The sequence below is a fragment of the Cognatilysobacter terrigena genome (assembly GCF_004361065.1).
Classification (GTDB): Bacteria; Pseudomonadota; Gammaproteobacteria; order Xanthomonadales; family Xanthomonadaceae; genus Cognatilysobacter; species Cognatilysobacter terrigena.
The window spans coordinates 45,727-62,440 of record NZ_SELT01000017.1; the positions used below are offsets into that span (position 1 = coordinate 45,727).

13 protein-coding genes are annotated in these 16,714 nt (G+C 66.9%); 7 read left to right on the top strand and 6 right to left on the bottom strand.

The window, feature by feature from the left end:
- Nucleotides 1–54: 54 nt before the first annotated feature.
- From tal to EVS83_RS10750, 3 genes are all read left to right on the top strand, one after another.
- Nucleotides 55–1,005 carry a transaldolase gene (tal, locus tag EVS83_RS10740; RefSeq protein ID WP_133501047.1) on the top strand — a complete coding sequence of 317 codons (951 nt, stop codon included), beginning with the start codon at nt 55–57 and terminating at the stop codon, nt 1,003–1,005.
- A gap of 96 nt (nt 1,006–1,101) precedes the next feature.
- Nucleotides 1,102–1,725, top strand: a complete 624-nt coding sequence (locus EVS83_RS10745) for a hypothetical protein (protein WP_133501048.1) — start codon at nt 1,102–1,104, stop codon at nt 1,723–1,725.
- A 28-nt stretch (nt 1,726–1,753) separates the two neighbouring features.
- Nucleotides 1,754–3,100, top strand: coding sequence for an XVIPCD domain-containing protein (locus tag EVS83_RS10750; RefSeq protein ID WP_133501049.1), 1,347 nt, complete (start codon nt 1,754–1,756; stop codon nt 3,098–3,100).
- A gap of 5 nt (nt 3,101–3,105) precedes the next feature.
- Here EVS83_RS10750 and EVS83_RS10755 read toward each other — a convergent pair whose 3' ends face one another.
- The 4 genes from EVS83_RS10755 to rpoH all read right to left on the bottom strand — a co-directional run bounded on the left by EVS83_RS10755 (nt 3,106) and on the right by rpoH (nt 5,534).
- Nucleotides 3,106–3,579 (bottom strand): metallophosphoesterase family protein, encoded by a 474-nt coding sequence (locus EVS83_RS10755; protein ID WP_133501050.1) that lies wholly within the window; start codon nt 3,577–3,579, stop codon nt 3,106–3,108.
- A complete protein-coding gene (locus EVS83_RS10760) occupies nt 3,576–4,166 on the bottom strand; it encodes an RNA 2'-phosphotransferase (protein WP_133501051.1) in 591 nt (196 codons plus the stop codon). Before EVS83_RS10760 ends, EVS83_RS10755 begins: the two co-directional genes overlap by 4 nt.
- Nucleotides 4,166–4,507: a hypothetical protein gene (locus EVS83_RS10765; protein WP_133501052.1), complete on the bottom strand. Its 342-nt coding sequence runs from the start codon at nt 4,505–4,507 to the stop codon at nt 4,166–4,168. Before EVS83_RS10765 ends, EVS83_RS10760 begins: the two co-directional genes overlap by 1 nt.
- Before the next feature lie 139 nt (nt 4,508–4,646).
- Complete coding sequence (gene rpoH / locus EVS83_RS10770; protein WP_133501053.1) at nt 4,647–5,534, bottom strand: RNA polymerase sigma factor RpoH; 888 nt, start codon at nt 5,532–5,534, stop codon at nt 4,647–4,649.
- Nucleotides 5,535–5,768: 234 nt separating this feature from the next.
- Between rpoH and EVS83_RS10775 the strand changes: the two genes are divergently transcribed.
- Nucleotides 5,769–6,803 (top strand): LacI family DNA-binding transcriptional regulator, encoded by a 1,035-nt coding sequence (locus tag EVS83_RS10775; protein ID WP_133501054.1) that lies wholly within the window; start codon nt 5,769–5,771, stop codon nt 6,801–6,803.
- Nucleotides 6,804–6,815: 12 nt separating this feature from the next.
- Here EVS83_RS10775 and EVS83_RS10780 read toward each other — a convergent pair whose 3' ends face one another.
- Complete coding sequence (locus EVS83_RS10780) at nt 6,816–8,498, bottom strand: alpha-amylase family glycosyl hydrolase (RefSeq protein WP_133501055.1); 1,683 nt, start codon at nt 8,496–8,498, stop codon at nt 6,816–6,818.
- A complete protein-coding gene (locus tag EVS83_RS10785; protein WP_133501056.1) occupies nt 8,495–9,997 on the bottom strand; it encodes an MFS transporter in 1,503 nt (500 codons plus the stop codon). Before EVS83_RS10785 ends, EVS83_RS10780 begins: the two co-directional genes overlap by 4 nt.
- A gap of 274 nt (nt 9,998–10,271) precedes the next feature.
- Between EVS83_RS10785 and EVS83_RS10790 the strand changes: the two genes are divergently transcribed.
- The 3 genes from EVS83_RS10790 (at nt 10,272) to EVS83_RS10800 (ending at nt 16,708) form a co-directional block, all read left to right on the top strand.
- On the top strand, nt 10,272–11,885 hold the full coding sequence (locus EVS83_RS10790) for an alpha-glucosidase family protein (RefSeq protein WP_133501057.1): 1,614 nt from the start codon (nt 10,272–10,274) through the stop codon (nt 11,883–11,885).
- A gap of 166 nt (nt 11,886–12,051) precedes the next feature.
- Nucleotides 12,052–14,661, top strand: coding sequence for an alpha-1,6-glucosidase domain-containing protein (locus EVS83_RS10795; protein WP_246022881.1), 2,610 nt, complete (start codon nt 12,052–12,054; stop codon nt 14,659–14,661).
- A gap of 4 nt (nt 14,662–14,665) precedes the next feature.
- The gene (locus EVS83_RS10800; RefSeq protein WP_133501059.1) at nt 14,666–16,708 is read left to right on the top strand and encodes a glycoside hydrolase family 97 protein; all 2,043 of its coding nucleotides are present in this window, start codon (nt 14,666–14,668) and stop codon (nt 16,706–16,708) included.
- Nucleotides 16,709–16,714 lie beyond the last annotated feature (6 nt).

The window sequence follows — 16,714 nt, forward strand, 5'->3', positions numbered from 1 at the left end:
ATGGCATGCCCACGCGACGGCATGCACAATCCGCGCTCGTCTCCGGAGTTGCCCATGCCGTCCCTGCTCGACCAGCTGCGCGAAATGTCCGCCGTCGTCGCCGACACCGGCGACATCGACGCCATCGGCCGCTTCCGTCCGCTCGACGCGACCACCAATCCGTCGCTACTGCTGAAAGCCGCCGCGCTGCCGGCCTACGCCCCGCTGCTCGACGCCGCGCTTGCTGCGGCGACGGGTGCCGATCACGATGCACGCGTCGCCGATGCGTCCGATCGTCTCGCCGTCGCGATCGGTGGCGAAATCCTCAAGATCATTCCGGGCCGCGTGTCGACCGAAGTCGACGCACGCCTGAGCTTCGACACCGAGGCAACGGTCGCGAAGGCGCATCGCCTCGTCGAGCTGTACGACGCCGCCGGCATCGGCCGCGATCGCCTGCTGATCAAGATCGCCTCGACGTGGGAAGGCATCCGCGCCGCCGAACGCCTCGAACGCGACGGCATCCATTGCAATCTCACGCTGCTGTTCTCGTTCGCCCAGGCCGTCGCCTGCGCGGAAGCCGGCGTATTCCTCATCTCGCCGTTCGTGGGCCGCATCTACGACTGGTACATCGCCAACGGCGCGGCCAAGCCCGCCACGCCGCAGGACGATCCCGGCGTGCAGTCCGTCACCCGCATCTGGCAGTGGTACAAGCGCCACGGCTACGACACCGTCGTGATGGGCGCGAGCTTCCGCAACATCGGCCAGATCACCGCCCTCGCGGGCTGCGATCGCCTCACGATCTCGCCGGAACTCCTCGCCGAACTGCAGGCCAGCGATGCAACGCTCGAACGCGCGCTGGTGGATGACGGCGCACGCGAACCGGCCCCGGTGCGCATCGACGAAGCGCAGTTCCGCTGGCAGCACAACGAGGATGCAATGGCGACGGAAAAGCTCGCCGACGGCATCCGCAAGTTCGCGCAGGATCAGGTGAAGCTGGAGCAATTGCTCCATTCGCGAGTACGCTAGCCGAAGCAGTGCCTACCGGTGTCAGCGGGCACTGCACTGGCATAGGTGTTCGAATGCGCCTGCCGTCACCCCGTAATGGACTTCACAGGAACCGTCATGGATCGATTCTTCCGGCCGCTGAGTGTGGCCTGCCTCGCTGTAGTGCTGAGCGCCTGCAGCCAAACGTCCACCTCCCAGACTGATGCAACGCCGCAGGTGTCTTCAGCGCAGCCGGCGCATGGCTCGGACCCGGTTTCCGGCACGCCCCGCGCCAACGGCGCCGAGGGTAAGCCGGCCGACGCGCTGGCTTGCGCAGAGGGCGAGGAGCTTCTGTTCGGTTGCACGATCGCCTCCTCCGGTAAGTCCGTGACTCTTTGCTCGACAGCGAGAACCGCAGCCGCGACGCGCTACCGGTTCGGAACGTCGTCCCGTGTTGAACTCGAACAGGTCGGCAGCACGGCCGGTACACCGACGTTCTCTCGCACGCCCCTGATGTTCGCCGGTGATACCGGTGGTTACGCTTACTCGTTCCAGCACGAAGGAACGACGTATGCGCTGTATTCGGTATCGGGGCGAGACGACATCGCACGCGCCGGTATCGCGGTCATCAATGCGGAAGGCAAAAAGGTGGCCGACCTGAAATGCGAGCCGGACAGCCTTCGGGAAACGGAATCGCTCGACATGCTGAGGGCAACGCAGCAATGGCCGAGCGACCCGAAGGTCGACAGGGCATCTCTCTAAAAATTCCAACGCATCGAAAGGACTCGATATGCACCCCAATCCGAACGCTGAATTCCTGCTTGAGAAGGCACGTCAGGCCGGCATCACGGATCCACGTGAACTGGCCAACTTCATGGGCCAGATGCAAGTGGAATGCGGCGGTTTCCGCCGAATGGAAGAGAGCACGCACTACTCCGCCGAGCGGCTTCTCGAGGTCTTCGGACCGCACCGAGACCGTAAGGGGCATTGGCACGACGGCCGGAATGGCCTGACAACGATCGACGAAGCCCGCGCGATTACGCAGGGCGGCGACCGCGCCATCGCGAACGCCGTCTACGGCGGCACGTGGGGCGCCCGCAATCTCGGAAATACCGAGCCGGATGACGGCTGGCGCTTCCGCGGACGCGGTTATGTGCAGCTCACCGGCCGTGATCACTACGAGTCGATGGGTCGGCGGCTCGGGGTTGACCTGGTCGGTCATCCGGAACTCGCGGCGGACCGCGACATCGCCGCGCGCATTGCGATCACGTACTGGAACGATCGCGTTCGTCCAAACGGTCATCAGTTCGACGTCGACCGTGCGACCCAGGACATCAATGGCGGGTCGAACGGCCTCGATGCTCGGCGTGAAGCTGCACGCGCGTGGGCAGAGCATCTTGGACACGGCGCACATGCGCACGCGCCACAGCCGCGCGGCCCGCAAGCAGACGCAACGCACGCGCGGCAGGCCCATCCCGCCGCCCAGCCGTCGCACGCACCCCACGCGCCGCCCGCTGGGGAGCGTGATGCATCAGTGCGCGCACTACAGATCACGCTGGATCGTCTTGGCTATCGCGACGCACACGGGCGCCACATCGCCGCCGACGGCCATTTGGGGGTGCACACGCGTGAAGCCTTGCATGCGTTCCAGCGCGATCACCGCGTTCATGGTGAGCATGACGCGCTCGGGCCCAAGACGCAGGCGGCACTCCACGCCGCGGAAGCGGCCCTGGTGACGTCGCCATCCAATCCAAACCACGCCTTGTTCGAGAAGACACTCGAAAAAGTTCGTGAAGCGGAACACGCGCGCGGAATTCCCTCGGGCCCGCACAGCGAACGCATCGCGGCAGCGCTTACGACCGAACTCGTGCGCGACGGCATCACACGCGTCGATCGTGTGGAGTTCAACACGAGCGGCACGCTCGTCCGCGCGGTGCAGGTGAGTCCGGTGCGGGACGAGCCCGGCCTCAACCGTGCGACGGATGCGATCAGCGCGCGACAGGCGTCCACGCAGTCGATCGCCGAGAGCAGTCGCCAGCTGCACGAGGTCGCGGTGAACGTGCAGGCGCAGCGTCAGGATCCGCAGTTCGTCCAGGCGCGTGCGCACGCGGCGCCCACGCCGACGTTGGCGCACTGACGGAGTCAGGCCTCGATCGGCAGCGGCACGATCGAGGCCTCGACCCGCCCGTCCGCGATCAGCAATTGGCCGACGGTGATCGGCAACTTGAAGCGCCGCGGTCCGGCGCTTCCGGGATTCACCCGCAATATCCCGTCGGAGCGGCGCTCGACAAGCGGCTTGTGCGAATGGCCGACGACGATGACATCGACGGTCTCGTCCGGCGCATGCGTCGACAGCGTCTTCAGATCGTGCAGCATGTAGATCGCGATACCGCCGAGACGGACGCACTCCGTTTCGGGCAAGCCCATCGCCCAGGGCGCCGTGTCGTTGTTGCCGCGGATCGCCGTGACCGGCGCCATCGCGCCCAGCGCCTCGAGGATCGATGCGGCGCCGATGTCGCCCGCGTGCAGGATGTGATCGCTGCCTTGCAACGCATCGAGCGCTTCGGGCCGCAGCAGCCCGTGCGTATCCGAGATGAGACCGATGCGGACCGTCATGTTTCGGGTGTATCGATGTCGGCCGAGACGTATTGCGACGCGTTGATCGGATAGTCGATGAAGCGACGCGGCACGTGGTCGACGAGCCAGACGCCGTTGTCCGCGCGATAGAACATGTGCCCCGCGGTGTGCATCGCGTGGGCCTGGATACCGAGCACCGCCGGCATGCCGTGGCGTGCGCCGACGCGACGGGCGGTGTCGACATCGGTCGATAGATGCACGTGCCGGCGTCGGCCGCGATGCAGGCCGTCACGCAGGATCGCCTGCAGATAGCGCGTCGCCGTTCCATGGAACAGGCGCTGCGGCGGTTCGACGGGTACGAGGCCGAGATCGACGTCGATGGAGTGGCCCTGGTTGGCACGGATGCGCGTGCCGGTCGCGTCGATCGCGAAGCGCTGCTTGTCGTTGGTGGCGACGATCTCGTCGAGCGTCATGCGGTCGAGTACGACGCCATGCGCGGCGGCCGCACCCAGCAGCGTGTCGATGTCGGCCCAGCCCGCATCGTCGAGCGACAGGCCGATCGACGCCGGTGCGTGCCGAAGCACGCGACTGATGAAACGGCTCTGCGGGACGAGCGACGATCGCATCAGTGCGTGCGCTTGCCGCGACGGCGGAAGAGTCCACCGAGCCCTCGACGCGGCGCACCCTGTGCGTCGCCACGTACGCCATCGCCGGTGCGTGCGTCTTCGTTCGCGATCGTCGCAAGACGCTCGTCGAGCTCGGCGATCAGTTCGTCCAGCACGTCGCCGGTCGAACGATCGGGCCAGCGCTGCAGCGCCTGCATGCCCATTTCGACGAACTCCGCGCGGGTTTCCGGCGGCAGGTCGAGCTTGCGTTCGTCGAACCAGCGCTCGAAACGCGGGCTGACCTGTGCGGCGGCGGTCGCGGGGTCGAGGTGCGGCGTCGACGGAGGGGGCGTCGGATCCATAAAGACACTCCGAAGGGCACATCCGTATATCGAATCGCGGCGCCACGACACGTGAGCGACGGGCGCTGCAGCGGCTCATCCACGCGAAAGCAATCGGCCCGGTTTCCCGGGCCGTCCACCAGAACACGTGGCGCGTCGCTTACGCGGCGAACAGGGCGCGCATCTTCTTGAGCGCGTTCGCTTCGATCTGACGGATGCGCTCGGCGGACACGCCGTATTCGTCGGCGAGTTCCTGCAGCGTCACCTTCGACTCGCTGTCGAGCCAGCGGCGCTTGATGATGTCGCGCGAACGTCCGTCGAGTTCGGCCAGGCCTTCGCGCAGCACTTCGAGGTGGTTGTCCTCTTCGTCCTCGCGCTCGTACAGCTGCGACGGGTCTTCGCCCTGCGCGGCGAGATAGGCGACCGGCGACGGCGGACCGTCCTCGTCGCCGTCATCCGGCATGTCGAAGCCGATGTCGCGACCCGAAAGGCGCGATTCCATCTCGAGCACTTCGCGCTCGGAGACGTTGAGGTCGGCGGCGACCGCGCGCACCTCTTCGGCGTTCATCCAACCCAGGCGCTTCTTGCTCTTGCGCAGGTTGAAGAACAGCTTGCGCTGCGCCTTGGTCGTCGCGACCTTCACGATGCGCCAGTTCTTCAGGATGAACTCGTGCATCTCCGCGCGGATCCAATGCACCGCGAAGCTGACGAGGCGCACGCCCTGGTCCGGATCGAAACGCTTCACCGCCTTCATCAGGCCGATGTTGCCTTCCTGGATCAGGTCGCCGATGCCGAGGCCGTAACCGTTGTAGCCACGCGCGACGTGCACGACGAAACGCAGATGCGAGTGCACCAGTTCGCGCGCGGCGTCGAGGTCTTCCTCGTCGCGATAACGACGCGCAAGGCGTTGTTCGTCGTCGACGCTGAGCACCGGAATGCGGTTGACCGCGCCGATGTACGCCTCGAGCGAGCCGAGCGGGCTCAGGCCCACCGACGCAACGGCCGGCAGGTTGTTGGTGACGAGAGCAGTGGAGGCTGTCTGGGTCATAGGGCTCTAGGTTAGCAGTCGGATTATTCGACTGCTAAAGGGTCCAGAAGTTCCGGACCGTTGCATTCGTGGGACGACGGAGGCGGAAGTCTGCCAATCGATTCATTCGCGTTGCGTAAAACCGGCGGTATGGGGCTGAACTCTCGTCATGCGGACGCCATTGCCGCTTTTCCAGCCCTGACCGATGGCAGGGTCCGCCGGGCGACCGCAGCCGGCGGCTACACTCCCGCCGGCATGACCAAGCGAACCAAGCCGACCTCGTTCGACATCGCCTACCGGGCCGGCGTGTCCCAGGCGACCGTCTCCCGCGTGCTCCGCGGCAGCCCGCTGGTGAACGAGGAGACCCGCAAGCGGGTCGAGGCGGTCGCCCGCGAACTCAATTACAAGGTGGACCGCCGGGCCTCGAGCCTGCGGACCCAGAAGTCCGGCACCCTCGCCCTGCTGCTGTTCGAGGACCCGACCCCGGACGAGTCGCACATCAACCCGTTCTTCCTGTCCATGCTGGGCTCGATCACCCGCGCCTGCGCCCGCCACGGCCAGGACCTGCTGGTCTCGTTCCAGCAGCTGTCGGACGACTGGCATTCGGACTACGAGGACTCGATGAAGGCCGACGGGCTGATCCTGCTCGGCTACGGCGACTATGAGCTCTACCGGGACAAGCTCTCGGCGCTGGTCGAGCGCGGCACGCACTTCGTCCGCTGGGGCGCGGTCGACGCCGACCAGCCCGGCGTGTCGATCGGCTGCGACAATGTCCACGGCGGCCAGCTCGCCGGGCAGCACCTGGTCGCCTGCGGGCGCCGCACCGTCGCCTTCCTCGGCCACGCGTCCTCGCACTACCCGGAGTTCCTCGACCGCTACCGCGGCTGCGCCGCCGCGCTCGAGGCCGCCGGCCTGCGCCTGGATCCCGCCCTGCAGGTCGACGCCGAGACGAGCGAGGAAGCGGGCTACATCGCCGCGACGCAGCTGCTCGCGCGCGGCCGCCCGTTCGACGCCATCTTCGGCGCCAGCGACCTCATCGCGATCGGCGCGATGCGCGCGCTGCACGAGGCCGGCATCCGCATTCCGCACGATGTTTCGGTGGTCGGCTTCGACGACATTCCGATGGCCCGCTTCACCACGCCGCCGCTGACGACGGTGATGCAGGACACGACCAAGGCCGGTCAGCTGCTCGTCGCGACGCTGATGCAGCTGGTGCGCGACGAGCACGCCGAGAGCGCGATGCTCCCGGCGTCGCTGGTGGTGCGCAAATCCTCGTTCACGCTCGGCTGAGCGCGACGCCCATCACTGCCGCGTCTTGCGGCGCTCCGCGTCCTGCAGGGCCGTGCGCAGTTCATCGTTCGTGATCGCGCCGTCGAGCACGTAGACCTCGACGCCGTGCGCGGGCACCGTCGCGTCGAGTGCACCACCGCGAGCGATCTGCATCGACGTGCCCGCGAGCTGTGCACGCCACGCGCCCGCCTGCATCCAGCGGTCGATGTGGAACTGCGTTGGTGCGTTGCCCTTGTTCAGCAGCACGAGCGCGGTCTGCCGGACGTCGCCCGACTGGATCACGCGATAGAACGCCGCGCGATCACCCTTGAACTCGAGATTGAGCTGCAGGCCGCGCTGAAGTGCGGGCGTCGACGCACGCACTTTCGCGATGCGGCGCAGCGCGTCGTGGATCGGATTCGTCTTCGCCGCGTTGATGCGCTGCTGGCCGAAGTAGTTGCGGTTGCCGGTGTGTTCGGCGGTGCCCCGCTCGAAGCCGACCTCGGAGCCGTAATAGATGACCGGGATGCCGCGCGCGGTGAACAGGAAGTTGTGCGCGTCGATGAAGCCGGTGTCGGCGGCGTCAAGGCGCGTCATGTCGTGGTTGTCGTAGAACGTCATCAGCTCGTACGGATTCGCGTACGGGCCGTCGGTCAGATAGAGACGCTCCGCAACCCGCTCGTAGCCCTTCTGCTGCGTGCCGAAGGCTTCGACGAGCCGCTCCTTCAGCGGGAAGTCGAGCACGCTGACGTCGGCGTTCCGCGGCAACGTGTGCTGCGCGATCGTCGCGGCGTCGTGGTCGAACGCTTCGCCGAACATGAAGAAGCCAGGATGCTTCGCGCGGATGCGCGCGCTGAATGCATGCCAGAACGAGTTCGGCATCCAGCCGATGGTGTCGATGCGGAACGCGTCGGCGCCCTGGTCGATCCACTGCGAGTACGCGCCGACGAAGTAGTCGAGCACCGCCGGCTCGTTCTCGTTGAGATCCGACAACTGCGCGAGGCCGCCGGACGTGTTGTACCAGCGGTGCAGCGGATTGTTCTTCGGATCGAGCTTGGCCGGCGGCAGGTTCTGGTGATCGGCCAGGAGTTCGCCATGCGGGCCGTAGATCTTTCCGTACTTGGGCTGGTCCTTCGGCATCGTGTACGCCGGCGAGCCGTGGTTGCAGACGATGTCGAGCACCGTCTTCAGACCATGCTGCTTCAGCCCGGACGTCAGGCCGCGGAAGTCGAGGCTCTTGCTGGGCAGATGCTCGTCGAGCACCCAGAAGTTGTCGCCCCAATAGCCGTGGTAGCCGGTCTTGCCGCGATCGGTCCACATGCCGCCCCACTTCACCGGATCGCCGCCGGTGAAGGCTTCGTCGGGGTTGTCGACGATGGGCGTGATCCACACCGCGCCGAAGCCCATGTCGCGGATGTAGTCGGCGTTGTCCAGCACGCCTTTGAAGTCGCCGCCCATGTAGCCGATGTTGTCGCTGTGGCCTTTCGGTGCGCCGGGCGTGGGCCGATCGAACGTGTGCAGCGTCTTGCCGCCCTGCTCGCGGTGGTCGTTGGACGGATCACCATTGACGAAGCGATCCGTCATCAGGAAGTAGATGGCGTCGCTCGCGAACGGCTCGGTGGTGCCGACGAACTGTCGTGCCGATACCGACGCCTCGTCCGCATGCACGCTCGGCAGCGCGAACGCGAGCGCAACGGCAAGAATCGCGCGCCTCACGGTGCAGCTGCCAGTCGGGCGTGGCCCTGCGGCTCGCGTACGCGCAGCACGCAGAGACCCGCCACCACCATCGAGATGCCGCCGATCACCAGCGCATAGATCGGATGGCCACCGAAGATCGTCTTCAGCAGGAAGCCGAGCAGGCTCGCCGCGACGAGCTGCGGAATGACGATGAAGAAATTGAAGATGCCCATGTACACGCCCATCTTCTTCGCGGGCACGCTGTCGGAGAGCAGCGCGTACGGCAGCGACAGGATCGACGCCCAGGCGAAGCCCACGCCGACCATCGACAGCAACAGCCAATGCGGATCGCGGATGAACATGATCGACACCAGCCCGAGTCCGCCGAGCACGGCATTGATCAGGTGGCTGGTGCGCAGGCCCCAGCGCGCGACCATCTTCGGGATCACGACCGCCGCAATCGCCGCGAAGCCGTTGTAGGCCGCGAACAGCACGCCGACCCAGTTCGCACCTTCGTTGTAGGCAGCGGAGGTCGTATCGGTGCTGTGGAAGTGCAGGTCGGCGACCGCCGGCGTGGTGTAGATCCACATGGCGAACAGCGCGAACCACGAGAAGAACTGCACGACGGCGAGCTGGCGCATGGTCGACGGCATGTCGTAGAGGTCGTCCATGATTTCGTCGAACGCACCGCGGGTCGGCGCGAAGATCCGCAGCAGCAGCGCGACGCCATACGCGACGACGAGGCCGCCGAGGATGTAGAGCTGTTTGTCGAGGCCCTTGAGGTAGACGATCGCGAGGAGCGCCGCACCGACCGCCAGCCAGATGAAGGCCGCCGTCCCCATGCGCTTTGCGTCGCGCGGTCGGGGCGGGATCGACGGTGCCTCGTCCCAGGCCTGCAGCGTCTCGGGGGGATATTCCTTCGTGCTCACGATCGTCCATGCGATCGCTGCAACCAGCACGACGCCGCCCGCATAGAACGACCAGCGCACGGTATCCGGCACAAGGCCGGCCTCGGCGGTGTTGGCGACACCGAAGTGCGCAAGCACGTACGGAAGCACGCTCGCCACGACCGAACCGACGCCGATGAAAAAGCTCTGCATCGAATAGCCCGTCGCGCGCTGCTCGACCGGTAGCTGGTCGCCGACGAACGCGCGGAACGGTTCCATCGAAATGTTGATCGACGCATCGAGCATCCACAGCAGGCCGGCCGCGATCCACAGGCTCGGCGAGTTGGGCATCGCCAGCAGCGCGACGGTGGCGAGCAATGCACCGACGAGGAAATACGGACGGCGACGCCCCAGCTTCGTCCACGTGCGATCGGAGAAGTGGCCGACGATGGGTTGCACGACCAGGCCGGTGAGCGGCGCGGCGATCCACAACACGGGCAGGTCGTCCATGTTCGCGCCGAGCGTCTGGAAGATGCGGCTGACGTTGGCGTTCTGCAGCGCAAAGCCGAACTGGATGCCGAGGAAGCCGAAGCACATGTTCCAGATCTGCCAGAACGAGAGCCGCGGCTTGGACTGCGTGTTGGGATTCATGAATGCCCTGTGGAGCGTCGAGTCGTGCGACGAGTGTGACGCGGACTTCGCGAGAAACCGGTGTGCGCTGCAACATCGAACGCACGCTTCGGATCGTCCGGAGACGATGTGCGCGGCATGGTAGAGAGCGGCGTGCCTGCACAAATTCGCCTGCAAACGTATTCAACGCGGGCGCGCGGTGACGTCCCGTCATGCTCCGTCGCCCGCGTGGAATCCTCCCGCGGCACGGAGGCCAGGGGGCCTTCGCATTCAGCGAATCGGGGTTGAGGTTTCGATGGCGACGAAGCAGTGGTGGCGCGGCGGCGTGATCTACCAGATCTATCCGCGCAGCTTCCTGGACACCAACGGCGACGGCATCGGCGACCTGCCCGGCATCATCGAGAAGCTCGATTACGTCGCGAGCCTCGGTGTCGACGCGATCTGGATCTCGCCGTTCTTCAAGTCGCCGATGGCCGACTTCGGCTACGACATCGCGGATCCGCGGGCGGTCGATCCCATGTTCGGCACGCTCGACGATTTCGATCGCCTGCTCGCGAAGGCGCATTCGCTCGGCGTCAAGGTCATGATCGACCAAGTGCTCAGCCACACCTCCGACGAGCATGAATGGTTCAAGGAAAGCCGGCAGAGCCGCGACAACGCGAAGGCCGACTGGTACGTCTGGGCCGATGCCAAACCTGACGGCACGCCGCCGAACAACTGGCTGTCGATCTTCGGCGGCGTCGCCTGGCGCTGGGAGCCGCGCCGCTGCCAGTACTACCTGCACAACTTCCTCTCGAGCCAGCCGGACCTCAACTTCCACAACCCCGAGGTGCGCGCGGCGCAGCTCGACAACCTGAAGTTCTGGCTCGACCGCGGCGTCGACGGCTTCCGCCTCGACTCGATCAACTTCTGCTTCCACGACGCGCAGCTGCGCGACAACCCGCCGAAGCCGGAAGAACTGCGCACGGGCCGTGGCTTCGCCGCCGACAACCCGTACGCGTTCCAGTACCACTACTTCAACAACACGCAGCCCGAAAACCTCGGTGTCCTCGAGGACGTGCGTCGCCTGATGGATCGTTATCCGGATGCGGCGACGCTGGGCGAGATCTCGTCCGAGGATTCGCTCGCGACGATGGCCGAGTACGTGCGGCCCGGTCGCCTGCACATGGGCTACAGCTTCGAGCTGCTCACCGACGACTTCAGCGCGGCGTACATCCGCGGCACCGTCGAACGGCTGGAAGCGAGCCTCGTCGACGGCTGGCCGTGCTGGGCGATCAGCAACCACGATGTGCGCCGCGCGGTGACGCGCTGGGGCGGCGCGAACGGCAACGACGTGCTCGCGCGCCAGCTCGTCGCGCTGGTGTGCTCGCTGCGCGGCTCCGTCTGCCTGTACCAGGGCGAAGAGCTCGGCCTTCCTGAAGCCGACGTCCCGTACGAACTGCTGCAGGATCCTTACGGCATCGCGTTCTGGCCGACGTTCAAGGGCCGCGACGGATGCCGCACGCCGATGCCTTGGAACGGCGGCGCGTCCGCCGGCTTCACCGACGGAACGCCGTGGCTGCCGGTCGCACCGACGCACCGCCCGCGCAGCGTCTCGACGCAGCAGGCCGATCCGTCGTCCGTGTTGAATGCGGTGCGCGCGTTCCTTCGCTGGCGTCATACGCAGCCGGCGCTGGTCGAAGGTTCAATCCGTTTCCTCGACACGCCGGAGCCGGTGCTCGCGTTCGTTCGCGAGCAGGCGAGCGAGCGGCTGCTGGTCGCGTTCAACCTGTCCGCGCAGCCGGTCACGTGCACGCTCGACGTCGGCACCGCGACGACGCTCGACGCGCCCGGCATCGACACCGGTGGCATCGACGCCGGCACGCTGCAGCTGCCCGCACATGGCGCGTTGTTTGCACGACTCGACTGATCCGGCGACGGCCGGATCGCGCGGCATGCGGCCGCGTGGACGCCTTGCTACAGGTCATCGTGAAGTTGGCATGGTGATGCGTCGCTCGGTCGTCGTCGCGCTCGCACTGACGTCGCTCGCAATGGCCGACTGCGCTTTCGCGGCCGCGCCGTCGTCGGCTGACTGCATGCAAGACGCTTCGTCCTCGACGCTGATTGCTTCCACCGACACGCGTGTCGACGCACGCGCCTATTGGCTCGACGCACGTACGCTGCGCTGGCCCGGCATGCCCGACGACGCCACGTATCGGCTCGTGGGCTCGCGCAATGGCGCGCTGGCGCTCCATGCAGTCGGCCACGTGCAGGGGGTGGACGTCGAACTGCCACTTGGGCCGGTCGCGACAGCGCCGAGCGCGGCGGCCATCGACGCATTCCGCTTCGTCCCCGCAGGTGCGCAGCGCCAGCTGAGCGAACGCGACGCGCGCACCTTTCGCACGAACGTCGCCATGCAGTGGTGGCTGGTGCGCGAGGCCGAGGGCGGTCGGGTCATCGATGCCACCTACATCCAGTCGCCCGGACTGCTCGACGCGGCGTTCGATGGCGACACCGCCCCGCTAGGCCCCGCAGTCGACGCACACGGCGCGACTTTCGGCCTCTGGGCACCCACAGCGCGCAATGTCGCGGTGTGCGTGTATCGCACCGGGCACGCGCCCGCGCCGCTGCCTTTGCAGCGCGACGATGCGGCCGGCGCGTGGCGGACTGACGTTCCGGGCGACCTCCGCAACGCCGAATATCTCTTCCTCGTCGACGTGTTCGTTCCCGGCATCGGCATCGTCCGCAATCGCGTCACCGATCCCTATTCGGTCACGCTGACGACCGACTCGCGGCGCAGCGTCGTCGAGGACCTGGCCGATACGAACGACGCGCGACTCGCACCCGCCGGCTGGAGCCATCGTCCGCGTCCCGCACCGGCGCAAAGCCCGGTCGACATGACCGTGTACGAGTTGCACGTCCGCGATTTCTCGGTCGGCGATGCGAGCGTGCCCGCGGACCACCGCGGCAAGTACCTCGCGTTCACCGACACGACGTCGCGCGGCATGCGCCACCTCGCGGCGCTGCAGCGCGCGGGCCTCACCGATGTGCACCTGCTGCCGGTGTTCGACATCGCGACGATTCCCGAGCACGGCTGCGTGACGCCGGATATTCCGCACGGCGCGCCGGACAGCGAAGTACCGCAGGCGGCGATCGCGAGCGTCGCGCTGCGCGACTGCTACAACTGGGGCTACGACCCGTACCACTTCGGCGCGCCCGAAGGCAGTTACGCGACCGACGCGGCCGACGGCGCGGTGCGCATCCGCGAGTTCCGCGCGATGGTGCAGGCGCTGCACGCACTGGGCCTGCGCGTCGGCATGGACGTGGTCTACAACCACACCACGACATCCGGACAGGCGGACACCTCGGTGCTCGATCGCGTCGTGCCCGGCTACTACTCCCGCCTCGACGCGACCGGCAAGGTCGAACACTCGACATGCTGCGAGAACACCGCGACCGAGCACCGCATGATGGCGCGGCTGATGGCCGACACGCTGGTGCGCTGGGCGCGCGACTACGGCATCGACTCGTTCCGCTTCGACCTGATGGGCCACCAGCCGCGCGCTGCGATGGAACGTGCGCGGCGCGCACTGCGTGATGCGGTGGGCCGCGACGTGCCCATGCTCGGCGAAGGCTGGAACTTCGGCGAGGTCGCGAACGGCGCGCGCTTCGTGCAGGCGGCGCAGGGACGACTCGACGGCACGGACATCGCCACATTCAGCGACCGCGCGCGTGACGCGCTGCGCGGCGGCGGCTGCTGTGACTCCGGTGAGGCACTGCGTGCGAACAAGGGCTGGCTCAACGGGCTGGTCGAGACGCCGGCATCGCGCTCAAATGCGCTGCACGCCGCCGACCTGATCCGTGCGGGCCTAGCCGGCACGCTGCGCGACTACACGACGACGTTCGCCGACGGCCGTACCGCAACGCTGTCCGCGCTCGATTACGCGGGCCAACCCGCAGGCTACGCGAGCGCGCCCGACGAAGTCGTCAACTACGTCGAGAATCACGACAACCTCACGCTGTTCGACGTCAACGCACTGCGCCTGCCGGCCGACACGTCGCGCGAGGGGCGTGCACGTGTGCAGGCGCTCGGCATCGCGGTGGTCGCGCTCAGCCAGGGCGTCGCCTACTACCATGCCGGCGTCGACGTGCTGCGTAGCAAGTCGCTCGACCGCAACAGCTTCGAGTCGGGCGATGCGTTCAACCGCCTCGACTGGACCTACACCGACAACGGGTTCGGCATCGGCCTGCCGCGCGCCGCGGACAACGGCAAGGACTGGCCGCTGCTCGCGCCGGTGCTGCGCAATGCGTCGATCAAACCGACGCACCGCGACATCGCGTGGACGCGCGACGTCTTCCGCGACTGGCTGACGCTGCGCGCCACCACCCCGCTGCTGCGCCTGCGGACCGCGGCCGACGTCGAGCACCGCCTGACGTTCCTCAACAACGGTCCGGCGCAGAACCCCGCGGTGATCGTCGGTCATCTCGACGGTAGCGGCCTGCCCGGCGCGCGCGAGCTGCTCTACCTCGTCAACACCTCGCCGGATGCGCAGGCGCTCGCGCTGCCCAGCGAAGCGCACAAGGCCTACGTCCTCCATCCCGTGCAGCGCGCGGGGGCCGACGCGCGCGTTCGCGAGACCCGTTACGACCCGAACGGGCGCATCACCGTGCCCGGCCGCACCGCCGCCGTTTTCGTCATCGAGTGAAGCCATGACCCTGTCGCGCCGTCCCCTCGCCGCTCTTCTGCCGCTGCTGGCACTGTTCGCCGCGCACCCGGTTCTCGCCAAGACCGTCGCCAGCGTCGACTCGCCCGATCATTCGCTGCGCGTCGAGCTGGACGTCGACGACGGCCGAATCGGCTACCGCGTGTTTCGCCACGACAAGCCGCTGATCGGCACGTCGCGGCTCGGTTTCCTCTTCCAGAACGCCGAGCAGATCCAGCGCAACCTCGCGTTCACCTCGCAGAAGACGCGCAGTGCGGACGAGACGTGGGAGCAGCCGTGGGGCGAGCGGCGCGTCACGCGCAATCACTACAACGAACTGCGCGCGCGTTTCACCGAGACGATCAACGCCAAGCGCGCGATCGACGTGACGTTCCGCGTGTTCGACGACGGCCTCGGCTTCCGCTACGAATTCCCGGACCAGCCGTCGATGAAGGACGTGCGTATCACCGAGGAACTCACGGAGTTCGACGTGATGCCGAACGCGACCGCGTGGTGGATCCCGGCGGGCGAATGGAACCGTTACGAATACCTGTACAACCGCACGCCGCTGCGCGAAGTCAGCCAGGCGCATACGCCGGTCACTCTGAAGACCGACGACGGCACGTACCTGTCGTTCCATGAAGCCGCGCTCGTCGACTACTCGAGCATGTGGCTGCGTCGCGTCGAGGGCCAGCGGCTGAAGGCGCAGCTGTCGCCGGGCAGCGAAGGCTGGAAGGTCCGTCGCACTGCACCGTTCACGACGCCGTGGCGCACGATCACGATCAGCGATCGCGCAGGTGGCCTCGTCGAATCCAGTCTCATCCTCAATCTCAACGAGCCGAACAAGCTCGGCGACGTGAGCTGGTTCAAGCCGGCGAAATATGTCGGTGTGTGGTGGTCGCTGCATCTCGACGAGAAGACGTGGGCGACCGGGCCGAAGCACGGCGCGACCACCGAGGAGACCAAGCGTTACATTGACTTCGCCGCCGCGCATGGATTCCGTGGCGTGCTCGTCGAAGGCTGGAATCCCGGCTGGGACGGCAACTGGTTCGCGAACGGCTGGGATTTCGACTTTACGAAGGCGACGCCGGATTTCGACATCGAAGCCCTCTCGAAGTACGCCGCCGCCAAGGGCGTGCACCTTATCGGCCACCACGAGACCGGTTGCGCAGTGAGTCACTACGAGCGCCAGCTGCCGAAGGCGCTGGATCTGGATGCACGGCTCGGCATCGACGTCGTCAAGACGGGTTACGTCTGCGACGCCGGCCAGATCGAACGGCAGGACGTCGAAGGCGGCCCGGTGCTGCGCGAATGGCACGACGGCCAGTGGCGCGCAAACCACCAGCTGCGCGTGGTGCAGGAAGCGGCGAAGCGGCACATCGCGATCGTCGACCACGAACCGATCAAGGACACTGGCCTGCGTCGCACCTATCCGAACTGGATCGCCCGCGAAGGGGCGCGCGGCATGGAGTACAACGCCTGGGGCAATCCGCCGAACCCGCCCGAGCACGAAGCCAACCTCGTGTTCACGCGCATGCTCGGCGGGCCTTTCGACTTCACGCCCGGTGTGCTGAGCCTGAAGGGCCGCGGCGGGCAGCAGATCCAGAGCACGATCGCGAAGCAGCTCGCGAACTACGTCGTGATCTATTCGCCGGTACAGATGGCCGCGGATCTGCCCGAGCACTACGCCGAGCACATGGACGCCTTCCATTTCATCGAGGACGTGCCGACCGATTGGGACGACACGAAGGTCATCAACGGCGAGCCCGGTGACTACGTGACGATCGCGCGCAAGCAGCGGGGCGGTAACGACTGGTTCGTCGGCTCGGTGACCGACGAGAACGCGCGCACGCTCACGCTGCCGCTCGATTTCCTCGACGCCGGGCGCCGCTACGAAGCGCAGATCTATCGCGATGGCGACGGTGCGGACTGGAAGACGAACCCGTTCGCGTTCGTTGTCGAGACGAAGCCCGTGAAGCGCGGCGACGTGCTGACGCTGAAGCTCGCGGCGGGCGGCGGCGAAGCGATCCGCCTGAAGGCGCTGCGCTGATCGCGA

Excerpts from the sequence above, each read along its gene's own strand:
- EVS83_RS10745 (WP_133501048.1), top strand. The coding sequence starts at position 1,102 with ATGGATCGATTCTTCCGGCCGCTGAGTGTGGCCTGCCTCGCTGTAGTG.
- EVS83_RS10775 (WP_133501054.1), top strand. The coding sequence starts at position 5,769 with ATGACCAAGCGAACCAAGCCGACCTCGTTCGACATCGCCTACCGGGCC.
- EVS83_RS10800 (WP_133501059.1), top strand. The coding sequence starts at position 14,666 with ATGACCCTGTCGCGCCGTCCCCTCGCCGCTCTTCTGCCGCTGCTGGCA.
- EVS83_RS10750 (WP_133501049.1), top strand. The coding sequence starts at position 1,754 with ATGCACCCCAATCCGAACGCTGAATTCCTGCTTGAGAAGGCACGTCAG.
- EVS83_RS10790 (WP_133501057.1), top strand. The coding sequence starts at position 10,272 with ATGGCGACGAAGCAGTGGTGGCGCGGCGGCGTGATCTACCAGATCTAT.
- EVS83_RS10765 (WP_133501052.1), bottom strand. The coding sequence starts at position 4,507 with ATGGATCCGACGCCCCCTCCGTCGACGCCGCACCTCGACCCCGCGACC.
- rpoH (WP_133501053.1), bottom strand. The coding sequence starts at position 5,534 with ATGACCCAGACAGCCTCCACTGCTCTCGTCACCAACAACCTGCCGGCC.
- EVS83_RS10795 (WP_246022881.1), top strand. The coding sequence starts at position 12,052 with ATGCAAGACGCTTCGTCCTCGACGCTGATTGCTTCCACCGACACGCGT.
- tal (WP_133501047.1), top strand. The coding sequence starts at position 55 with ATGCCGTCCCTGCTCGACCAGCTGCGCGAAATGTCCGCCGTCGTCGCC.
- EVS83_RS10785 (WP_133501056.1), bottom strand. The coding sequence starts at position 9,997 with ATGAATCCCAACACGCAGTCCAAGCCGCGGCTCTCGTTCTGGCAGATC.
- EVS83_RS10760 (WP_133501051.1), bottom strand. The coding sequence starts at position 4,166 with ATGCGATCGTCGCTCGTCCCGCAGAGCCGTTTCATCAGTCGCGTGCTT.
- EVS83_RS10755 (WP_133501050.1), bottom strand. The coding sequence starts at position 3,579 with ATGACGGTCCGCATCGGTCTCATCTCGGATACGCACGGGCTGCTGCGG.